The sequence below is a fragment of the Virgisporangium aurantiacum genome (genome assembly GCF_016863635.1).
GTDB classification, from domain to species: Bacteria; Actinomycetota; Actinomycetes; order Mycobacteriales; family Micromonosporaceae; genus Virgisporangium; species Virgisporangium aurantiacum.
This window is the reverse complement of record NZ_BOPG01000114.1, coordinates 24,212-44,458: the sequence shown is the minus strand read 5'-3', so window position 1 is coordinate 44,458 and position 20,247 is coordinate 24,212. Positions and strand designations below refer to the sequence as shown.

At 68.9% G+C, this 20,247-nt stretch carries 15 protein-coding genes; 5 read left to right on the top strand and 10 right to left on the bottom strand.

The window, feature by feature from the left end:
* Nucleotides 1-32: 32 nt before the first annotated feature.
* Entirely contained in the window at nt 33-1,325 is a 1,293-nt protein-coding gene (locus Vau01_RS59180) for a sensor histidine kinase (protein WP_444546062.1), read from the bottom strand.
* Between the two features lie 146 nt (nt 1,326-1,471).
* Between Vau01_RS59180 and Vau01_RS59175 the strand changes: the two genes are divergently transcribed.
* Genes Vau01_RS59175 through Vau01_RS59160 form a run of 4 tightly spaced genes read left to right on the top strand, consistent with a single transcriptional unit; the run spans nt 1,472 to nt 5,023 of the window.
* Nucleotides 1,472-2,050, top strand: a complete 579-nt coding sequence (locus Vau01_RS59175) for a hypothetical protein (protein WP_239152981.1) — start codon at nt 1,472-1,474, stop codon at nt 2,048-2,050.
* Nucleotides 2,047-3,135, top strand: coding sequence for a peptidoglycan-binding protein (locus tag Vau01_RS59170; RefSeq protein WP_204012721.1), 1,089 nt, complete (start codon nt 2,047-2,049; stop codon nt 3,133-3,135). The genes Vau01_RS59175 and Vau01_RS59170 overlap by 4 nt, the downstream gene beginning before the upstream one ends.
* A 23-nt stretch (nt 3,136-3,158) precedes the next feature.
* Nucleotides 3,159-3,797: an ABC transporter ATP-binding protein gene (locus Vau01_RS59165; protein ID WP_373320498.1), complete on the top strand. Its 639-nt coding sequence runs from the start codon at nt 3,159-3,161 to the stop codon at nt 3,795-3,797.
* Complete coding sequence (locus tag Vau01_RS59160; protein WP_204012718.1) at nt 3,794-5,023, top strand: ABC transporter permease; 1,230 nt, start codon at nt 3,794-3,796, stop codon at nt 5,021-5,023. Before Vau01_RS59165 ends, Vau01_RS59160 begins: the two co-directional genes overlap by 4 nt.
* Before the next feature lie 306 nt (nt 5,024-5,329).
* On the opposite strand, the gene Vau01_RS59155 is transcribed toward Vau01_RS59160, so the two are convergent.
* Nucleotides 5,330-5,995 carry a phosphatase PAP2 family protein gene (locus Vau01_RS59155; protein WP_204012715.1) on the bottom strand — a complete coding sequence of 222 codons (666 nt, stop codon included), beginning with the start codon at nt 5,993-5,995 and terminating at the stop codon, nt 5,330-5,332.
* A gap of 324 nt (nt 5,996-6,319) precedes the next feature.
* On the bottom strand, nt 6,320-7,831 hold the full coding sequence (locus Vau01_RS59150) for an MFS transporter (RefSeq protein WP_204012702.1): 1,512 nt from the start codon (nt 7,829-7,831) through the stop codon (nt 6,320-6,322).
* 119 nt (nt 7,832-7,950) lie between these two features.
* Between Vau01_RS59150 and Vau01_RS59145 the strand changes: the two genes are divergently transcribed.
* A complete protein-coding gene (locus Vau01_RS59145) occupies nt 7,951-8,697 on the top strand; it encodes a TetR/AcrR family transcriptional regulator (protein ID WP_204012699.1) in 747 nt (248 codons plus the stop codon).
* A gap of 13 nt (nt 8,698-8,710) precedes the next feature.
* Here Vau01_RS59145 and Vau01_RS59140 read toward each other — a convergent pair whose 3' ends face one another.
* The 7 genes from Vau01_RS59140 to Vau01_RS59110 all read right to left on the bottom strand — a co-directional run bounded on the left by Vau01_RS59140 (nt 8,711) and on the right by Vau01_RS59110 (nt 20,147).
* Entirely contained in the window at nt 8,711-11,299 is a 2,589-nt protein-coding gene (locus Vau01_RS59140) for an HAD-IC family P-type ATPase (RefSeq protein ID WP_204012696.1), read from the bottom strand.
* Nucleotides 11,300-11,378: 79 nt separating this feature from the next.
* Entirely contained in the window at nt 11,379-12,056 is a 678-nt protein-coding gene (locus Vau01_RS59135) for a response regulator (RefSeq protein ID WP_204012693.1), read from the bottom strand.
* The gene (locus tag Vau01_RS59130; RefSeq protein ID WP_444546063.1) at nt 12,053-13,249 is read right to left on the bottom strand and encodes a sensor histidine kinase; all 1,197 of its coding nucleotides are present in this window, start codon (nt 13,247-13,249) and stop codon (nt 12,053-12,055) included. The genes Vau01_RS59135 and Vau01_RS59130 overlap by 4 nt, the downstream gene beginning before the upstream one ends.
* A 246-nt stretch (nt 13,250-13,495) precedes the next feature.
* Nucleotides 13,496-16,738 carry an efflux RND transporter permease subunit gene (locus tag Vau01_RS59125; RefSeq protein WP_204012689.1) on the bottom strand — a complete coding sequence of 1,081 codons (3,243 nt, stop codon included), beginning with the start codon at nt 16,736-16,738 and terminating at the stop codon, nt 13,496-13,498.
* A 180-nt stretch (nt 16,739-16,918) separates the two neighbouring features.
* Nucleotides 16,919-18,559 carry a CotH kinase family protein gene (locus Vau01_RS59120; protein WP_204012687.1) on the bottom strand — a complete coding sequence of 547 codons (1,641 nt, stop codon included), beginning with the start codon at nt 18,557-18,559 and terminating at the stop codon, nt 16,919-16,921.
* Nucleotides 18,559-19,236 (bottom strand): DUF4956 domain-containing protein, encoded by a 678-nt coding sequence (locus Vau01_RS59115; protein ID WP_204012675.1) that lies wholly within the window; start codon nt 19,234-19,236, stop codon nt 18,559-18,561. The genes Vau01_RS59120 and Vau01_RS59115 overlap by 1 nt, the downstream gene beginning before the upstream one ends.
* Nucleotides 19,237-19,241: 5 nt before the next feature.
* Nucleotides 19,242-20,147 carry a polyphosphate polymerase domain-containing protein gene (locus Vau01_RS59110; protein WP_204012672.1) on the bottom strand — a complete coding sequence of 302 codons (906 nt, stop codon included), beginning with the start codon at nt 20,145-20,147 and terminating at the stop codon, nt 19,242-19,244.
* Nucleotides 20,148-20,247: the final 100 nt, after the last annotated feature.

The following is a 20,247-nucleotide window of genomic DNA, read 5'->3' as shown; positions in this document are numbered from 1 at the left end:
CAGGGCCTGGTCGTCGACGACCAGCACCCGGATCACGCGTCCTGCCCTCGCACCGGCAGCACCGCCCGCACGACGAAACCGCCGGCCTCGCCCCGGCCGGCCGAGAACCGGCCGCCGAGCAGATACACCCGCTCGCGCATGCCGCGCAGCCCGTGGCCGCCACCGCCCGGAGTGCCGCCACCGCCCGGGGTGCCGCCGCGGCCGTCGTCGCGGACCTCGATTTCTACGCGGTAGTCCTGGAAGGACACCGCCACTTCGGCGGACGCGCCCGGTCCGGCGTGTTTCATCGTGTTCGTGAGCGCCTCCTGCACGATCCGGTACGCCGAAAGGTCCACAGTGGATGGTAGGGCGGGGCGCTTGCCGTCGACCGTGAGCCGCACCTTCGTGCCGGCCTCCGTCACCTGACCGACCAGGGCCGGCAACCGGTCCAGGCCGGGCTGCGGATGCCAGACGTCCTCGATCCCGTCGACCCGGGCGAGCACCCGTCGCATGTCGGCGAGCGAGTCGCGGCCGGTCGCCACGATCGCCTCCAGCGCCGTCCGGGTGTCGGCCGGTTTCCGGTCCAGGGCGGCCGCCGCGCCCTGCGCCTGAGTGACCATCACCGACAGGCCGTGCGCCACCACGTCGTGTAGTTCGCGGCTGATCCGGGCGCGTTCTGCGGTAGCGGCGAGGGTGGCCCGCTGCTCCTGTTCCCGCTCCAGGTCCAGCGCGCGGGCCCGCTGGCTGCGGGCGGCCGAACCGGTGGCCCACGAGGCGATCAGCACCGATCCGAGCAGGAGCACGCCGCTCCACGTGTTCTGGGCGATGTTCGTCGAGCGGACCGGGCCGGGCGGCGCGGGGCCGCCCACCGCGGCGCGGGCGGGCACCACCGGGATGCGGTCCGGCAGGCCGGGGACCGGCAGCGAGTTCGCCGCCGAGTACAGGCTCCACCCGGCGACGCCGATCAGCAGGCCGGCCAGCGCTCCCACCGAAGCGGCACGGTGGTAGCGCAGGGCGACTGTGTAGAGCAGGATCGGGACAGCGAGGTCGATGATCATGAACGGGACCGGCAGCGCCATGTGCATGCCGACCGCTACCGTGCCGAGGACGAGCATCGACGCCGGCCACCGGCTGCGCGCGGCGATCGCGACCACGGCGATCGCCGCCGCCACCCACCAGGTCACGAGCTGCCCGGTGTGCGGGCCTTCTCCGGTGATCCGGTTGCCCGCCGTGACCACCGCGGTCGGGGAGTTTACGACGGCGCACGCCGCGAGCAACGCGAGCGCCACCGCCCCGTCCCGGACCACTGGTCGCGTCCGAACGGCAATTCCGATCCGACCTCCCACGATGGGCGAATCTACCGCCGGAGCCGTCGCAGTCGCGTGCACCGCGGGGTGGATCCCCCGGTGGCGGACGTATATCGCGGGATAGACGCGGGTCCGCTCCCCGCCGGTAGACGCGCGTAGCACGGCGCCGCCGGCACGGTGGCCGCATGACACGACAGATGTTTCCGACACCGACCCGGACGGTCCGCGAGGTCGGGCTGCTCCTCGCCGTCGCGGCGGCGCTGGCCACCGTCCTGGCCCTCACCGGCTGTTCCGGCTCCGACGAGGACGGCGGCGTGGCGTCCGCCGGCGACGGTCCCAACGCCACGAGCAGCGCGAACGCCGCCCAGCGCGGCGACAGCCTGAAGTTCGCGCAGTGCATGCGCGAGAACGGCGTGCCCGACTTCAAGGACCCCGGCGGGGACAGCGGCGGCGGCGCGCTAATACCGCAGGGCACCGATCAGGATGTGGTGAAGGCGGCAATGGAGAAGTGCAAGCAGTACAGCCCGAACGGCGGCGAGCCGCCGCAGATCGACGCGGAGTCGATCGAGCGGCAGCGCAAGTTCGCGCAGTGCATGCGCGAAAACGGCGTGCCGGACTTCCCGGACCCGGAGGGTGACACCGGCGGATCGGGCAGCCAGCTCAAGGGCGTCGACACCAAGTCCGAAGCGTTCAAGTCCGCCCAGGAGAAGTGCGAGCAGCTCGTGCCGCGGCCGAGCGGCACGGGTCCGGGTCGAACCCGATGACGCGGCGTCAACCCAGGTCGCGCCGCCAGCGCTGGATCACGCGGGCGGCCATCGGCGTGGCCGTGGTGCTCGTTGGTGGAACCGCGGCCCTCGCGGCCGTCGGGCTCGACTGGTCCGGGGAGACCGATAAAACCGCCCGGGATCGGGTGCCGGCGACGACGCCGGTCACCCGGCAGACCCTGGTGGAGACCAAGTCGGAGAGTGGCGAACTCGGCTACGACGCGCCGGTGACGGTGTCGGCGCGGGCCGCCGGAACGGTCACCAGCATGGCGGGTGTGGGCACGGTGATCCAGCGCGGGCAGGCCCTGTTCCGGATCGACGACAAGCCGGTGATCGTCCTCATCGGGACACTGCCCGCGTACCGGGCCCTGTCGAGCGGGATCGAGGGGGCGGACGTGAAGCAGTTCGAGACCAACCTCGCGGCGCTCGGGTACGACGGGTTCACCGTGGACGAGGAGTACACCGGTTCGACCGCCTCGGCCGTGCGGGAGTGGCAGGAGGACCTCGGCATCGACGAGACGGGTGTGGTCGACCTCGGCCGGGTCGTGTTCGCGGCCGCTCCGCTGCGGGTCGAGACACAGTCGGCGAGCGTCGGCGCGGCGGTACAGGCGAGTACTGCCGTTCTCAGCTGTACCGGTACGGCACGCGTGGCCACGGTCGAACTCAACATCGGCGACGCCCGCCTGGCTCCGGTCGGTGCTGCGGTCGAGGTGACGCTGCCCAACGGCAAGAAGTCCGCCGGAAAGGTCATCGCGGCCGAGACGGTGGTCGACGACAGCGAGGGTGGCGGCGGCGATTCCGAGACCACGCTGGAGGTCACCGTGTCCATCGACGACCAGACCGCGCTGGCCACGTTGGACCGTGCGGCGGTGACCGTCGCGTTCACCGCGTCGAAGCGGGAGAACGTGCTCACCATTCCGGTCGCGGCCCTGCTGGCGCTGGCCGAGGGCGGCTACGGGGTGGAGATCGTGGAGGGCGCGTCGAGCCGCGTAATGGCCGTGGAGACCGGGCTGTTCGCCGGTGGCCGGGTCGAGGTGTCCGGCGACGGGTTGACCGAGGGGATGACCGTGGGGGTGCCGTCGTGACCGATTTTGTGGTGGACCTGAACATGGTGACGCGTACGTATCCCGGCGATGTGACCGCCGTCCGGGAGGTGTGCCTGTCCGTCGGGTACGGCGAACTGCTCGCGATCGTCGGGCCGTCCGGCTCGGGGAAGTCCACGATGCTGCATCTCATCGGCACGCTCGACCGGCCGACCACCGGTACGGTCCGCATCGACGGGCACGACGTCGCCGCGCTGGCGGACCGGCAGCTGTCGGCGCTGCGCGCCCGCCGGATCGGGTTCGTATTCCAGCAGTTCCACCTGGCGCCGGGCCAGCCCGCCGTGGAGGCCGTCGCCGACGGGCTGCTGTACTCCGGTGTCGGCATTGCCGAACGGCGGGCGCGGGCCGAGGCGACACTCACCCGGGTGGGTCTCGCCGACCGGCTCGATCACGAGCCCCACCAGCTGTCCGGTGGTGAGAAGCAGCGGGTGGCGATCGCCCGTGCGGTGATCGGCGAACCCGCGCTTCTGCTCGCCGACGAGCCGACCGGCAACCTCGATTCCGCGTCGGGCGCGGGAGTGGTCGAGCTGCTCCGGGAACTGCACGCGGGCGGCACGACGGTCATGGTCATCACGCATGACCGCGACATCGCGACGTCGCTGCCGCGCCAGGTGGTCATGCGAGACGGGGAGGTGGTCGCGTGACGACCACGACCACGCGCCGGTCGGCCGCACAGACGCTGAGCCCGGACCGGCTGCGCCCGGGCGACCTGCTCCGGGTCGGCGGCGCCGGCCTGCGCACCCGGCCGCTGCGGGCGTTCCTCTCCGCACTCGGCATCGCCATCGGCATCGCCGCGATGACCGCGGTCGTCGGGATCTCCAGCTCCAGCCGGGCGGAGGTGGACCGGCAACTGGCCGCTCTCGGCACCAACCTGCTCACGGTGGCGCCCGGCAACACGCTGCTGGGCGAGGACGCCAAGCTGCCACTGGAGGCGGTGGCGATGATCTCCCGCATCGGGCCGGTGACCCGGGTCGCCGCGACCGGCACCGTGTCCGACACCAAGGTCTACCGCAACGACCGGATTCCGTCGGTGCAGTCCGGCGGCATCGCCGTGCGGGCAGCGCATCTGGAACTGCTCGCGACCGTCGGTGCCTCCGTCGTCGAGGGGACGTGGTTGAACGCGGCCACCGACCGGTACCCGGCGGTGGTGCTCGGTTCGGCGACGGCGAAGCGGCTGGGCATCGCCACGGTCGGTGCCGAGGTGCGGATCTGGCTGGGCGGGCAGTGGTTCACCGTGATCGGCATCCTCGACACGGTTCCACTGGCGCCGGAACTGGACTCGGCGGCCCTGGTCGGTTGGCCGGCCGCCGAGGAGTACCTCACGTTCGACGGCCACCCGACCACCGTCTACACGAGGACGACCGACCCGTCGGTCGAGGAGGTGCGTGCCGTCCTGGCGGCGACCGCGAACCCGGAGGCGCCGAACGAGGTCAAGGTGTCCCGGCCGTCCGACGCGCTCGCCGCGCGTGAGGCCACCGACGAGGCGTTCACCGGGCTGCTGCTCGGCCTCGGCGCGGTGGCGCTCCTGGTCGGTGGGGTCGGTGTGGCCAACACGATGGTCATCTCGGTACTCGAACGCCGGGCGGAGATCGGCCTGCGCCGGTCGCTGGGTGCCACGCGTGGCCAGATCCGGGGGCAGTTCCTGTCCGAATCGCTGCTGCTATCGGCGTTGGGCGGAGCCGGCGGCATGGTGATCGGGGTGGCGGTGACCGCGCTGTACTCGCTCACCCAGGAGTGGCCGACGGTGGTACCCGCGTGGGCGACCGCCGGTGGCGTCCTGGCCACGCTGGTGATCGGCGCGATGGCCGGCCTCTACCCGGCGATCCGCGCGGCCCGGCTCGCACCAACCGAGGCGCTCGCCACGCCGTAGGACGGCGCGGCGCCCCGGGTTCAGTCGTCGTCGAGGGCGTCCAGCTCATCAGCTCGGCACAGGAACGGACGTCCTCGACGGCGACCCGCGGCTCCACCACTCGAGGAGGCTGCGCCCAACTACGGTGACGACGACCGCTTCGCGCGGCCCGGCCGGCGACGACGCGTCTCCCACGGCGGCACAGAACCGGTTACTTACCAGGCTCTCAGCACGACTCCCGCGGCTGACACGTCCGGGCCGTTCGAGGTGCCGTCAGCCGAGGACACTGCAAACTCGACTACACCCGCTGACCGAGCCAATCCAGGCTCAGGCGACGGCACCGGCACCGGCACCGGCACCGGCACCGGCACCGGTTGGAACGACTCGGAGCGCTGCACCGGCCAGCAGGCCGATGCCAATGGTGCCGATAAGCGCGGCGACGACGTCGACCAGCCAGTGCTCGCCGAGGACCACCCGGCTCCCCGAGACCAGCACGGCGGTGGTGAACCCCACTCCCATGACCGCCCGCAGCCAGCCTGGCCGCTGTGACCCGAAAAGCAACGCCGCGGTGACCACCGCTGCCATCAGAACAGTCACGTGACCGCTCGGGAACGTGCCGGCCTGCGGCTGCAGCGGTGGGCCGGGTCGCAGAATCAGATCCTGCGCGAATATCAACGAGGCGCACAGCAGGCCCACGGTGATTGACCGCAGCAGAAAGCCCGTCGCCCGCGCGCGGCCGCGCCACCACACAGCGGCGATACCCCCGGCCACGCCGATCAGGCAAAGCAGCGTCCCCGCAGCGCTGATGGTGGTGGCTACGGTCGCGATGGTGCTTCCGGACGCGGCGGTAGCGTGGGCGAAAAGCCACGCATCGGCGGGCGGGACGACGTCGCGCAGCAGCATGCCGGCCGTCAGGACACCACCGATGCACACGGCTCCTGCACCTGCCAGCGCTAGCCGTTGTTTTCCTGGCGTCAAGGTCATGCGGATCATCGTCGCAGCGTCGCGGTCGCCGCGACATAGGTACCATCCCGGATTCCTCGGTGAGCACATGCGGGGCTATACGACGAGGAGCACCAGGGCACACCCTGCGGGCACAGACGCGGCGAGTCGGCTCCGGCGTGTGACGACCGGAACCAGCCCGGCCGGTACACGTAACTCCCTCACGCATACCGGCCACGCGCCACTATTGCCGGCGTTGGATGGTGGGCGGGCTATGGTGCGGTGCCTCCGTCAGGGAGAGCGGGCTCTTACGGCCGGGTAGAGTCCGGCGATCGCGCCGATCACGAGGAATGCCGCACAACGGTGTACACGCGTTCAGATGTGGACGGTGGGTGCGGCGTCAGGATCGGCCTGCAGCGGGCCGGAGCGCAACAGCAGGCCACTGATCACCGCGCCGGCGAGGAAGAATCCGGCGCACCAGGCGAACGTGGTGGTGTAGCTGTCGACGGTGGCGGCAGCGATGATGTCGGGGCTGGGGGTTCGGCCTGCGAGGTTGTCCGTCATTGCGGTGGCGGCGATGGTGCTCAGTACGGCGGTGCCGATCGACCCGCCGACCTGCTGCGCGGTGTTGACGAGTGCGGAGGCGACGCCGGCATCGGCGGCGTGGACGCCGGAGGTCCCAGCGGTCATGGCCGGCGCCATCGCTAGGCCGATGCCCATGCCCATGACGATCAGCGGCCCGAGGACGTCGGCGGCGTAGGTCGAGGCGACGTCGAGGCGGGTGAGCCAGAGCATGCCGGCTGCGGCGATGAGGAAGCCGGTCGGCACGAGCGGGCGTGGCCCGATCCTGGGTACGAGCAGGCTGGTGGCGGTGGTCGCGGTGACCGCGAGGGCACCGATCATGGGCAGGAACGCCACGCCGCTGCTGATCGGGGAGAAGTTGAGGGTCTGCTGCAGGTAGTAGGTGAGGAACAGGAATACGGCGAACATGCCGATGCCGAGCGTCAGAACGGTGAGCAGGGCGCCGCCGCGCGTGCGGTCGGCGAGCACGCGCATGGGGACGAGTGGGTGCGCGACGCGGATCTCGATGGCGACGAACGCCGCGAGCAGGACGGCGGCGGCGATGAGCCAGCCCCAGACGGCGACGTCGCTCCAGTCGTGTGTCTCGGCGTTGGCGAATCCGTAGACGACGGCGAACAGGCCGGCGGAGACGGTGAGGGTGCCGGGGATGTCGAGGCGATGGCGGGGGCCGTCGGCGTGCTGGTTGTGTAGCAGCGCCGTGGCGCCGATGATGGCGGCGAGGGCGAAGACGACGTTGACGTACATGCACCAGCGCCAGTCGAGGTATTCGGTGAGGAGCCCGCCGAGGAGCAGTCCGATGGCGCCGCCCGCGCCGGCGATGGCGCCGTAGATGCCGAACGCCTTGGCCCGCTCCTTTGCGTCGGTGAACGTCGTGGTCAGCAGCGACAGGACGGCCGGCGCCAGTAGTGCGCCGAAGACGCCCTGGCCGGCGCGGGAGGTCACGAGGACGCCGAAGGTGCCGGCCGCGCCGCCGACGGCGGAGGCGGCTGCGAAGCCGACGAGACCGATCAGCAGCGTGGTCTTGCGGCCGATCAGGTCCCCGATGCGACCGCCGAGTGGGAGGAGGGCGCCGAAGGCGAGGGCGTAGGCGGTGACGATCCACTGCCGGTTTTCGTTGGTGAAGCCCAGGTCGGCCTGGGCCGAGGGCAGCGCGATGTTCACGATCGTCGCGTCGAGCACCACCATGAGCTGGGCGATGCCGAGTACGCCCAGGATCATCCAGCGTCGGCCGTGGTGCACATTGTGGTCGTCGTGACTGGCATGGCCGCCGCCGGCGGCGGCGCGATGGGTGTGAGCGGTGGTCATGTGGAGTCACCTTTCTCGCGGCGTGGAGGACTCTTCTCCACTTGGCTGGGCTGGCCGAGCTTAACCGGAGAAGGCTCCTCCAAATGGAGAGAGTGTCTCAACTCATGTAGGGTTCGGTCATGGCGCCGGACACCACCCGCTTCGTCAAGGCGGCCACGGAGGCGGCCACGGAGGCGGACGGGGATGCCGGACGTCCGGGGCCGGCTCGGCCGTTGCGGCGCGATGCTGAGCGGAACCGGCGACGCATCCTGGCGTCCGCCCGCGAGGTCTTCGCCGCGCGGGGGGTCGACGTGACATTGGACGACATCGCCCACCACGCCGGTGTGGGCGTGGGCACCGTGTACCGCCGGTTTCCGAGCCGGGAACACCTCGTCGAAGCCCTCTTCGACGAGGACCTCGACCAGATCGTCGCCTGGGCGGGTGAGGGGATACGTGCTCGCGACGCCTGGGCCGGCCTGACCGGCTTCCTCGAACGGTCCGTCACGTTCATGTCCACGGACCGAGGGCTACAGGATGTGCTGTTCAGCCACGCCTACGGCCGGCAACGGGTGGCGAGGATACGGGAACGGATCGCACCCGCGGTCGATGCACTGATCGCGCGCTGCCAGCGGGTCGGTGTCGTGCGGGACGACGTGGTTGGCGGCGACATCGCACTCGTCCAGTTCATGGTCGCGGCTCTGATGGAGTACACCGAGCACGTCGAACCGGGCCTGTGGCGACGCTACCTGGCACTCGTGCTCGATGGGCTGCGAACACCATCGTCGGCGTTGCCGGTAGCCGCGCCGACCATCGACATCCTGACCCAGATAGCGGAGCGGTGGAGGCCACCCCGCCGGCACGGTTCGGAGCCATCCTCAGGTCGGTAACGGGCCGCCGGTGTCAGGGGATGTCCGTAGCCGCCGGGAACGGCCGCTGAGTGTCCGGTAGGTCGTCGAGGCCGAGCACCCGCTCCAACAGCCGGAGCCGGAAGGCGGCGGTGAGCGCTGCGAACCACAGCGCGAGCGCCGGTAGCACGATCACGAACACCGGTGCGGCGGGTCCGGCCAACCCGAAGTAGGTGTACAGCGCCGGGACGAACAGAACAGCGGCGAAGACCGCGACCAGTGCGGCGACCAGCAGGACGGGTCGCCGGTCGGTGGTCGGGTGTGTCCAGGCGGCGAACAGCCGCGACGGTGGGGCGAGAAACAGGATCAGAACGAACGAGGCCAGGCACATGAAGGTGGACAGTCCGGTTTGTGCGCCGATGGTCGCCGAAGCGGTCGCGAAGTCGGTGTCGGTGCCGTAGGTCAGGCCGGTGTAGTTTTCGAACTCGTCGATGACCTGGGTTGGGGTGCGTCCGGATCCGAATCCGACCGTGATCGCCTGGTACAGCGTGGCGTACACGGCTACGCCGAACCCAGCGGTGACCAGCGCGGCGGGGACGACGAAGCGACCGAGGGTGGCGAGCATCCGGGTGTCGGGTGGAACCGGTCGGGCCCACATCGTCAGGAACAGCGTCGGCACTCCGACGGTGAGCAGGGTCAGTCCAACCTGTGTCGGCGAGTACGGGAAGCCCAGCCCGAGCATGGTGACGGTGAGGATGACCAGGCCCTGACTGGCCACGCGGGTCAGGAAGATGTGCATCGACAGGCCGATGCCGCCGATGATGCGTCGGCCTTCGCGCCGGGCGGGCAGCAGCGCGGCGAACGAGTCGTCGACCAGGACGATGTCGGCGACGTCACGGGTGACGCTGCTGCCGCTGCGCATGGCGACGCCGACCTGGGCGCTCTTGAGCGCACGGGCGTCGTTGACGCCGTCACCGATCATGGCGACGTATCGGTTCTGGCGACGCAGCGACCGGACGACGCGCTCCTTGTGTTCCGGGGCGACGCGGCCGAACACGACGGTTCGTGCCACGACCCGGTCCAGGTCCGTGTCGTCGAGGCCGTCGAGCTGCGCCCCGGCCACCGGCTCGCCGACGTGCAGGCCAGCTCGCGTCGCGATCGCGGCCACTGTGCCCGGGTCGTCGCCCGAGAGCACCTTGAGCGTGACGCCGCTGGCGCATAGCCGTTCGATCGTCTGCGGGACATCGGGGCGCAACTCGTCGGCGAGGGCGACCAGAGCGACAGCTTCAATGGCCGGCAAAGCGGGAGTGCCCGCGCCGTCGCGCAGACGGGCGTCGCCTCCTGCCGCCCGGGCTAGCAGGAGGACCCGCAGCCCGTGCCGGGTCCGCTCGTTGACCGCGGCTTGCGCGATCGGTTCGCGTAGCCGGGGCGCGAGCGCATCGGGGGCACCGAGCACCCACGTGCCGGCGTCGGTGACCATCCCGGACCAGCGCAACGAAGAGGCGAACGGCACCTCCTCACGCACCTGCCAGTCGGTGTGTGGCAGCTCCGCGGCGAGGGCCAGCATGGTGAGATTCGGTGTGGTGGCATTGCCGGCCAGGCTGCCGAGCGCGGCCTCGACCTCGGCGACGTCGTGGCCGCGGAGCGGGACGACCTCGTGGACGGTGAGCCGTCCGGTCGTCAACGTGCCGGTCTTGTCGGTGCACACCACATCGACGTTGCTGACCGACTCGACGGCGTTGACCTGCTGGACCAGCGCACCATCTCGGGCGATGGACGCGGCGCCGACCGTGTAGGCGACGGCGATGAGCAGGAACAGGCCGTACGGTACGAGCCCGGACAGCACTGCGGTCGTCTGCACGATCCGCAGCACAGTGAACCCTTCGATCGCTGCCTGGGCGAGAATCGCGCTGCTCATCAGCACCGTCAGTGCGATGACGAGTCGGACCACGAACTCGATGCGCCGCTGCAGCGGCGTTCTGTCGGTCGTCGCCCGGCGAGCTTCAGCGGTCAACCGCCCGGCGTAACTGTGCGACCCCACATCGCGGGCCAGCTGATAGCCCTCACCGGCAACGCACAGACTCCCCGACCGCAGCTCATCACCGGGGTTCTTCACGACCGGATCCGACTCACCGGTGAGCAGAGACTCATCGGCCTCGACCCGACCCCCGTACAGACCACCGTTCAAACCACCGTCCAACCCACCGGTGAGGACACCGTCCAGCAGTGGCCCGTCCACCACGATCTGGTCACCGGCCCGGACCCGTAGCACGTCACCGCGAACCACCGCCTCGGGCCCCACCGCCCTCTCCTGACCGTCGCGCACTACGAGCACGTCGGCCCTGTCCAACAGCTGGAGGCGGTCGAGTTTGCGCTTCGCCCTGATCTCCTGAGCCGCGCTGATCACCGCGTTGAGAAGTCCGAGTCCCACGCTGATCACGGCGTCGCTGTAGCGGCCCATGGCCAGGAGTGCCACACCAATGACGAACAGGATCACGTTGAAGAACGAGAAGACATTCGTCCGCACGATCGCGGTGACGCTGCGGGTCGCTCCGCCCACTGCGGTGTTCGCCTCGCCGCGGCGTCGGTGCGCCTCCGCCTCCGCGGTGCTCAGTCCCGCCACGGGCGCCGTCACCTGGCTCATTCGTAACAAGTCCTTGCCATCGTCGCGTGCCGCACAGCGCTCATGCCAACCCGAAATGACAGTACGTCCATGTTCGCGGTCACGGCGGTGACTCGCCCGGTCTGACCAGCCCGGTCTGGTAGGCGATAACGACCAGTTGGGCCCGGTCCCGTACACCCAGCTTGGTCATGGCCCGGTTTACGTGTGTCTTGACGGTCAGGGGTGACAGGTACAACTTGGCGGCGATGTCGTCGTTGGACAGGCCGTACGCGACGAGCGCGAGGACCTCCCGCTCGCGGTCGGTCAGGTCGTCCAGTGGTGCCGGGACGGGTAACGGTCCGGGTTCGGCGTGGGCGAGGAACCGAGCGAGCAAGCTGCCCGTGGCCTTCGGCGACAGCAGTGCCTCCCCGCTGGCGACGACCCGGATGGCGCGGACGAGGTCGGCCGGCTCGACGCCCTTGCCGAGAAATCCACTCGCCCCGGCGCGGAGCGCGCGGACGACGTTGTCGTCATGCTCGAACGTGGTGAGTACCAGGATCCGCACACCGGCCAGGCTCTCGTCCGCGGCGATTCGTTTGGTGGCCTCGATGCCGTCCATGTCGGGCATCCGGATGTCCATCAGTACCACGTCGGCCCGCTTGGAGCGGGCCATCTCAACCGCCTCACGCCCATTGGTGGCTTCGCCGACCACCTCGAGATCCGGCTCAGACTGGATGATCATAGAAAAGCCTGTGCGGATCAGCGCCTGGTCATCGGCGAGCAGAACTCGGATCGTCACAACAACACCCCTTTAGCTGCCGGGAGTTCCGCGTGGACGACGAACCGGCCGCCGGGTTGGACGCCGGCGCTGACCGTGCCGTTGGCAGCGGCCGCGCGTTCGCGCATCCCGACCAGGCCGTAGCCGGACCCCTTCCGCGGTCGCCGTCGCGCGGCCGGGTCGGTGACCGGGTTGGTGATCCCGTTTGTGACGTCGATCTGGACTGCGGCCGGAGTGTAGGTCACCGTCAGCTGTGCCACGCCGCTGCCGTGCTTCTGGGCGTTGGTCAACGCCTCCTGAATGATGCGGTAGGCGGCGAGATCGACGACCGCGGGTAGTTCTCGTGATGCACCGTTCCGCCGGTGTTCGACCTTCAGCCCGGCGGCGGCGAAACCGTCGAGCAACTCCGACAGCCGGGCCAGCCCTCGGGTCGGTTCGGTGTCCACATCGATGTCGTCGGAGCTGCGGAGCACACCCACGACGGAGGCCAGCTCCTTCAACACGGTGTCGCTCGCGCGGCGGATGTGAGCCAACGCCGGACCGGCCGCTTCCGGCTGGGTGGGCAACACATGGGTGGCGGCTCCGGCGTGGACATTGATCACCGCGATGTGGTGGGCAACGATGTCGTGCAGTTCCCGGGCGATCCGTAGCCGCTCCTCGGCGACGCGGCGGCGGGCCTCCTCCTCGCGGGTCTCCTCCGCACGCCGGGCCCGATCTTCCACCTCGACGATGTACGCCCGGCGGCTGCGGGTCGCGTCGCCGAAAGCCACGGCCGCAGCGCCCCAGGCGAATGTGCCGAGGTTCTCCGGCGCCCACCAACCGCCGTCGGCGAGTAATCCGCCGATGACGAACAGACCGACCGTGCACCCGCCGGCGACCTGCCAGGCACGTCGACGTTCGCTTCGGGTGGCGAAGGTGTAGGCGACGACGATCCCGGCCACGATGAGTATCGGGTGACGGTGGTGCGTGACAACGATGAAGGCGGAAGAAACGGCCACGGCGAGCAGCAGGAGTGCCGCCGGCCACCGGCGGCGCCCCGCCACGGCGACGAGCGCCGTGCCGACCGCGAGAACATCCCCGGGCCCGGCGTCTCGGATCGCCTCACCTTGTCCACCGGTCACTACGATCACACCAAAAACAGCAACGAGCGCGAGTCCGAACGCCGCATCGGCGACGTGGGGATGCCTGCGCCCCCACGCCTGAACGGCGGCCATCTCCATGCCGCTCACGGTATGCGAGCCCACGGTCGCGGGACCTCATCTCGGCGTGGTAACTGCGGGCGGACGGGGTACCACAACCGCAGTACCCACCGGCCCGCATGTCCGCCCCCGGGCAAAGGAACGAGGGAACGCGTGCAGTCGCACGCCGGTCGTCACCAGGCCAACCCGAGGCATAGGTGCCCGGCCGGTACGCGTGGGGGGATGTCGCGGTGCGTACCGGCCGGGCTAGTTCCTGGTCGGTTAGGAAACCGGAACCGGCTCGGTGACGTGCTCGGACTGCGGCACGTGACTTTGCTTGCGAGCCTGGCGACGTTCCCGACGGGTTTCGACCATGGTGTAGAGGACCGGGATCAGAACCAGGGTCAGCAGGGTCGAGGTGATGAGGCCGCCGATGACGACCACAGCGAGCGGGGTGGAGATGAAGCCGCCTTCACCGGTGATGCCCAGGGCCATCGGCAGGAGAGCGAAGATGGTCGCGAGGGCGGTCATGAGGATCGGACGCAGCCGTCGCCGGCCGCCTTCCACGACCGCGTCGATCACGGTCATGCCCTGCTCGCGGTACTGGTTGACCAGGTCCATGAGGACGATGGCGTTGGTGACGACGATGCCGATGAGCATCAGGATGCCGATGAGCGCGGCGACGCCCAACGGGGTTCCGGTTACCAGCAGCAGACCGAAGGCGCCAATGAACGCGAACGGGATCGACACCAGGAGGATGAGGGTCTGGCGGATGCTGCGAAACACGGCGACCAGGATCAGGAACACCAGTGCGATGGCAGCAACCATGGCCAGAATCAGTTGGGAGAACGCCTCACCTTGATCGGCGGTGACCCCACCGATCTCGTAGCTCGCACCGGCCGGCAGCGTCAGTGTCTCGAGCTTGTCCGTGACCGCGGTGCTCGCCGCACCGGTGTTGTCACCGACCGGGGTGGCGGTGACGGTGTTGGTCCGTTCACCGTCGACATGGGTCCGCTGTACCGGCCCGTCGACCTGGGTGACGGTGGCCACCTGGTCGAGCCGGACAGGGCCGCTGCTGGTCGGCAGCGTGATCGCCTTGACCGCGTCGAGGCTGTTCGGGGCGGTGGTAGTCGTCTTCACGACCACGTCGTGCGCGGCGCCGTCGAGGGTGACCTGGGTGACCGTGGTGCCCTCAACCGACTGCCGCAGCGCGGACACAATCGCAGCGGTGGCCAGGCCGTACCGGGCAGCGGCCTCGCCGTTGGGCACGACACTGATCTGTGGCGCGCTTTCACTGAGATCGCTCTGCACGTCGGTGACCTGCGAAACCTCGGCCATCGCCTGCTGCACTTGTTGCGTGGCCTGACTGAGGGTCTCATCGTTGTCGGCACGGATGGACACCGAGATGGTGCTGCTCCCGCCGGGGCCGTCGGCACCACCGGGGCCTGAGCCGCCGATGGTCAGGTCGCCGGCGTCGGTGATCGTGGCGAGCGTGTCGCGGACGGCGTCGGTGACCTTCGAGCTGTCGGCGTCCGAGGCGAGGGTGAGGGTGTATGAGACGTTGTTGGCGGTGCGGGCGCCGAAGAACCCACCCGACGAGCCGATCACGACCTGGTAGGACTGCACGCCGTCCACACTGGACAGAGCCTGCTCGACCTTCTTCGCCGCGGCGTCGGTAGTGGCCAGATCGGCACCCGCGGGCAGGGCCTGGTTGACCCGGATCGAGTCCTCGCCGGAGTCGCCGAGGAACGTGGTCTTCAGGCCACCGGCCATGGCGAACGTGGCGATCAGCAGAACCACCGCCCCGGCCAGCACGCTCTTGCGGTGACCGACCGCCCAGGTGATGACCGGAAGGTAGATGCGCGGCAGCACGCCGTGCCGCTCCCGTTCCTCCACCCGTGCCCGATACTCGTCGGCCGGGACACCGGCGGCGTCCTTGGGCGCCTTGAGGAACCAGTAAGCCAGCACGGGGACCACGGTCAGCGAGACCAGCAGCGAGGCGAGCATGGCTGCAGAGACGGTGATCGAGAACGAGCCGAACAGCTGTCCGACGAACCCACTGACGAACGCGACGGGGAGGAACACCGCCACTGTCGTCAGTGTGGACGAGGTGACGGCACTAGCGACCTCGCGCACCGCGGACAGGACCGCGGTGCGCCGGTCCTCCCCGTAGCCAAGGTGGCGCTTGATGTTCTCCAGAACCACGATCGAGTCGTCGACAACGCGACCGATGGCGATGGTGAGCGCGCCGAGGGTGAGGATGTTCAACGAATAGCCGCGCTGCCATACCGCGATGAGCGCCACAAGCAGGGACAACGGAATCGACACGGCCGTGACGATCGTGGCCCGGGCCGAGCGTAGGAACAGCACGATCACGAGGATCGCCATCGCCAGCCCGAGGGCCCCCTCCTCGACGAGACCGTCCACGGAGTCACTGACTGAAGGACCGGAGTCGGACACGACGACGAGCTTGGCGTTGTCCCCGAGCGCGGCCTGCAGCTCCGGGAGTTTGGCACGGACGTCGTCGGAGATGGCCGGGCTGCTTCCTCCGTGGTCCATGGTGATCGAGATGCCGAGACTCGGCTTGCCGTCGGTCCGCGTGATCGACGTGGCCGGAGCATCGGCGATCGTAACGGTGGCGACATCCTTGAGCTGGACGGGTGCCGCCGCAGCCGCGACGGACGAGCCGGCGGGGCTCTGGGTTGTGCCCGCCGACGGAGGTCCGCCGGCCTGTGGCGCGCCGGAGGAACCGGGTCCGGCTTGGCCGCCAGCAGACGCGGGGGTGGCGGCAGACAGCCACAGATCCAGAATCTGCTGCAAAGACGCGACCGGCTTGCCCACGGCGAGACTGAGATTGCGTCCGTCGGAGGTGATCTGTCCGGCTGACGACGTGCCGCCGAGTGTGCTCAACGCGTTGATGACCGACTGTGTCGACAGGCCAGCCTTCGCCAGGGCGGCAGCGTTCGGGGTGACGGTAACGACCTGGTCACGCACGCCGGAGACGGACACGTCATTGACGCCGTCGACCCCCCGAAGCGCGGGAACCACCTTGTCGTCCAGGTCGGCGGCGAGCTTGCGCTGGTCACCGTCCGACGTCACGGCCAGAACCATCGTCGGCAGATCGCCGGTGCTGCCGGTGAGCACCTCTGGCGTGACACCTTGCGGCAGCGACGAGGAGATCCTCGACACGGCCTGCTCGACGTCGGCGGATGCCTCGTCGATATCGGTGTCGAAGGAGAACGACACCATCACCTGGACCGAACCTTGTTGGGAAGTCGAGGTGGTGCTTTCCACGCCGTCGAGACCCTCAACTGCCTTCTCGATGCGACCGGTCACCTGTTCCTCAACGACCTCAGGCGCCGCACCCGGATAGGTCGCGACCACGGTCACGGCAGGAAACGACAGATCGGGCAGCAATTGCTGCTTCAGCGACAGAGTCGCGTATACCCCCAGTCCCACGATGAGCGCGGTGAGCAGAGCCACCAGCTTCCGATTCGCCAGACTGATGCGGGACAGGAAAGACACGTGCGACCTCGCTCGGGGAAACGTCTCGTCGTCGGTGCAGCGAGCACCACGGCCGAGTTTGGGCGATACACCTCGGATCGGCATCGTCTACCGGCAGTCGAACAGCTACCGCGGATGCGGTAACTTCGCCACCGGCGTACCACGGATGTGGTAGCTCGCCGACGCCCGCACGCCACCTGTTCAGCGGTTGATCACGGGGTCTTTGGCAAGTGCCGTCGTGCGCTGCCGGATGGTTGATCGCAGCCGATCGGCGTCCGATTTTGTCGCGGCGCCGTCATAGCCCTTGACGCCGGACAGTGCCGCGACGAGCGCGTCGAGTGACCGCACCGCAACGCCGTCAGCGTAGATCTTCCGGTAGAGCTCACGGTAGGCGTCTTCGTAGACGTTTTTGAATTTGCCGGAGGCGAGGAAGCGTTCCTTGAGCTTGTTGCCCATGGCGATCCCACCCGGAGCACCACCGCCGGCATTGTTGCCTCCGCCCGGCGGAGCGAAGCCCTCCGGCAGGGTGAAGCCCTCCGGCAGGGTGAAACCCGCCGGCGGAAACCCGCCTCCGCCCAGCATCCCGCCCATGGAGATCGTGTCGTGTGGTCCCTGCGCGGCGTCGCCGCTGAAGGTGAGGTTGTAGTCCCAGCCGATGACGCTGAACCGCTTGGTGTCCAGGTCGTACCAGAGATAGAAGTTGTGCCCAGGCCCAGCCATGTCGTCGAAGTTGAGCAGCAGGTTCTGCAGGGCGACGTAGCGGGCAAACGATTCCACCTCGACGTGGCTGGCCAGATCGGCGTCGAAGTCGGCGTCGGATGACTGCTCGACCCACTTCACCAGGTTGATCACGGGCTGCAGGTCGTGACTGCCGGTGTTGTTGACCTGTTTGTAGTCGTCGTTGTAGGCGGTAGGGTCCTCGCCTTGATAAGTGAAGCGCCCAGTGCTCAGCGACTTGTAGAGGACCCCGTCACCGATGCCGTCGGCGAAGTTCGCGTCGGGGTGCTGCACAAGGAGCCGGGCCTTCACCGGCCGGTCGTTGACCTGGAATCCGGCGTAGGCGTACCGCTGGGCCGGCTCGCCGGCCTCGTCGATCACCGCAAGGGACAACGCCTCGTTGAGCACGGTGCTCCCGCCGCCCATGCCGGAGATACGCACGGCGACCTGCCGGTGGCCCTGGTATCGGCGACCGTCGGCGAACTCGTCGAAGCTGAGCAGCCATGGCAGCTCTTCCGGCTTGGCGCTGTCCAGCGAGACTCCGCCCAGCCCGGCAGCGCCAAGACCGCCACCGGGGAACTGACCACCCCCGGGGATCTGACCACCACCCGGGAACTGACCACCACCGGCCGGACGGCCGTCGGTGGCCGCGTTGGGGCCGCCCCGGGTGTCTTCGGCGCCTTCGCCAAAGAACGGTCGGGTCTTGCCCTTGTGAGTCAGTTGCGCGAGGGTCGAGTTGCCCTTCAGGCGCAGGCCGACATCCTTGACGAGGGTCCCGTCAATGGTGACGTCGGCGCGGACGTACTCCTTGTCGCCGGTCGCGATGTAGCCGTCCATCATCCGCTGGTAGGCGGCCGCGCTGTAGGTGATCGACACGGTGTGTGCGACGGCGTTGTCGAACAGGTCGACGGACCCGGTGACATTGTGGGTGACGTCGTCGGATCTGCCGTCGCTGCTGCTGGTCACGATCGGGCGGACCTGTACATTGCCCGCGAGCACGATCAGCGCGACCACGGCCGCGGCGCAGCTGGCCAACAGTTTCCAGTAGTGCCGAACGCGGACGGGGATCCGGTGCTTCAGCCGGGCGGCCGTCGCTCGTTTCCCGGCCGAAGGTGGAGTGGCCATCACAGGTCCGTCTGGTCGTAGCCGGTCAGCACGGTGACCCGCTGGCCGGAAGTGACCTCGCTCAGCGCGGGGATGAGGTCGCCGGGCTCGCCGCCCTTCTTCAGCCGGACGGTGTACATCAGTTCTGTCAGCGCCCCGCCCCGGATCGATTCCATGCTGACCAGTTCGAACTCGGTGGTGTGTCGGATCAGCACGTCCTGGATCGCCGCGGTGTAGTTGCCTTCGGGCGGGACCTGCACCTTGACGACCTGCCGCTGCACGTTCAGCTGGAACCAGCCGAACCGGTACATCACAACGATGACCAGACAGATCGCCGCGGCGGCGACGATTGCCAGCAGGTAGAAGCGGGTGCCGGTGGCCATGCCGATGCCCATGACGAGGAAGATGAAGCCGACGTCACGAGTCTCCTTGATCGCGTTGCGGAACCGGACGACCGACAAGGCGCCGACCAGTGCGAACGCGCGAGCGATGTTGGACCCGACGACCATCATGATCAGCGAGATGAGCATGCCGAGGATGATCAGCGTCTGCACGTAGGACTGGCTGTAGGAGATGTTGCGGTGTGTGGCCCGGTAGACCCAGCCGATAACGGCGCTGAGCAGGAACGACAGGGTCAGCGAGACGACGATGTCGGCGACGCTGAACGTGCCTGTGAGGTCTTGAAGCTCGAAGTCCATGACTGTTATGCCTTCAAGGGTGCGGCCGGGGCGAGCGCCTCGGCGGGGTCGGCGGGGACGTGGAAGATTGAGCGCGGTGCGCGACCGAACGCCTCGACGCTCTGGCAGTACTTGGACATCCGCACGATCGACAGGTTCAGACGCGCGGCGAGGTCGGTCAGCCAGTACGGGACGCGGTCGTTGGCCTTGACCTCCAACACCGACAGCCACGCCGGCACGATCAGCCGGTTCTCGGCCGCTGCGGCCAGGTGGAAATCGCGGTCACGGCCGCGGACCCGGTGGTCGAGGGTCACTCGCAGGCCTACGTCGGCGTCCCGGCCGATGTAGGCCTCGCGCTGGTAGGCGGTTGTCGCTGTCGGGACGAGATCAAAGCCGCACACCAGACCGAGGACCTCGTTGAGAAACGCCCTCTGTCCTGGCTGGCAATCGACCATTTGACGGTCGTCGCACAGCAGGCGTGCCTGCTGGTACGGGATGGCGATCCGCCGCTTCTGAGTGACCCGGTTGACCCGCTGCTTGATCTCGACGAAAACGACGGTGTCATCGGTGATCCCGGCACGGTCGCCATAGTGGCGAATCCGCACCTTCCGACGGAACCGCAGACCCTCGATCTTCTCCCAGTAGAAGCGGAGCTGGCGGGTGTCGTAGTAGAGGCTGGTCACGCTGTAGCCGTCGGCGCCGCCGTGCTGGTCCGGATCGAGACGGGGATGTAGCTCGTCGCGTACATCGGACAGCTGGTCACTGGGAACCAGATACTTGATCTCGTATCGGTTGAAAGCGTGCAACGCACTCGGCGCTCGTAACGCGTGCCCGGCATGATCGTTGTCGTCGGTCGCCAATGGGGGCGCACCAACCGGCGGCGAGTCAGGTGCTGCCGGCTGTGCGCGGCGACGGCCGAGGCGAAAACGCATGCGCTATACCATTTCTACTCTGCCCCAGAGTCCCTCACGCACGAGGCGCGGTAACCGGCGGCTGAACCGGAGGCGGCTATCAGGTGAACGACAGATAGCC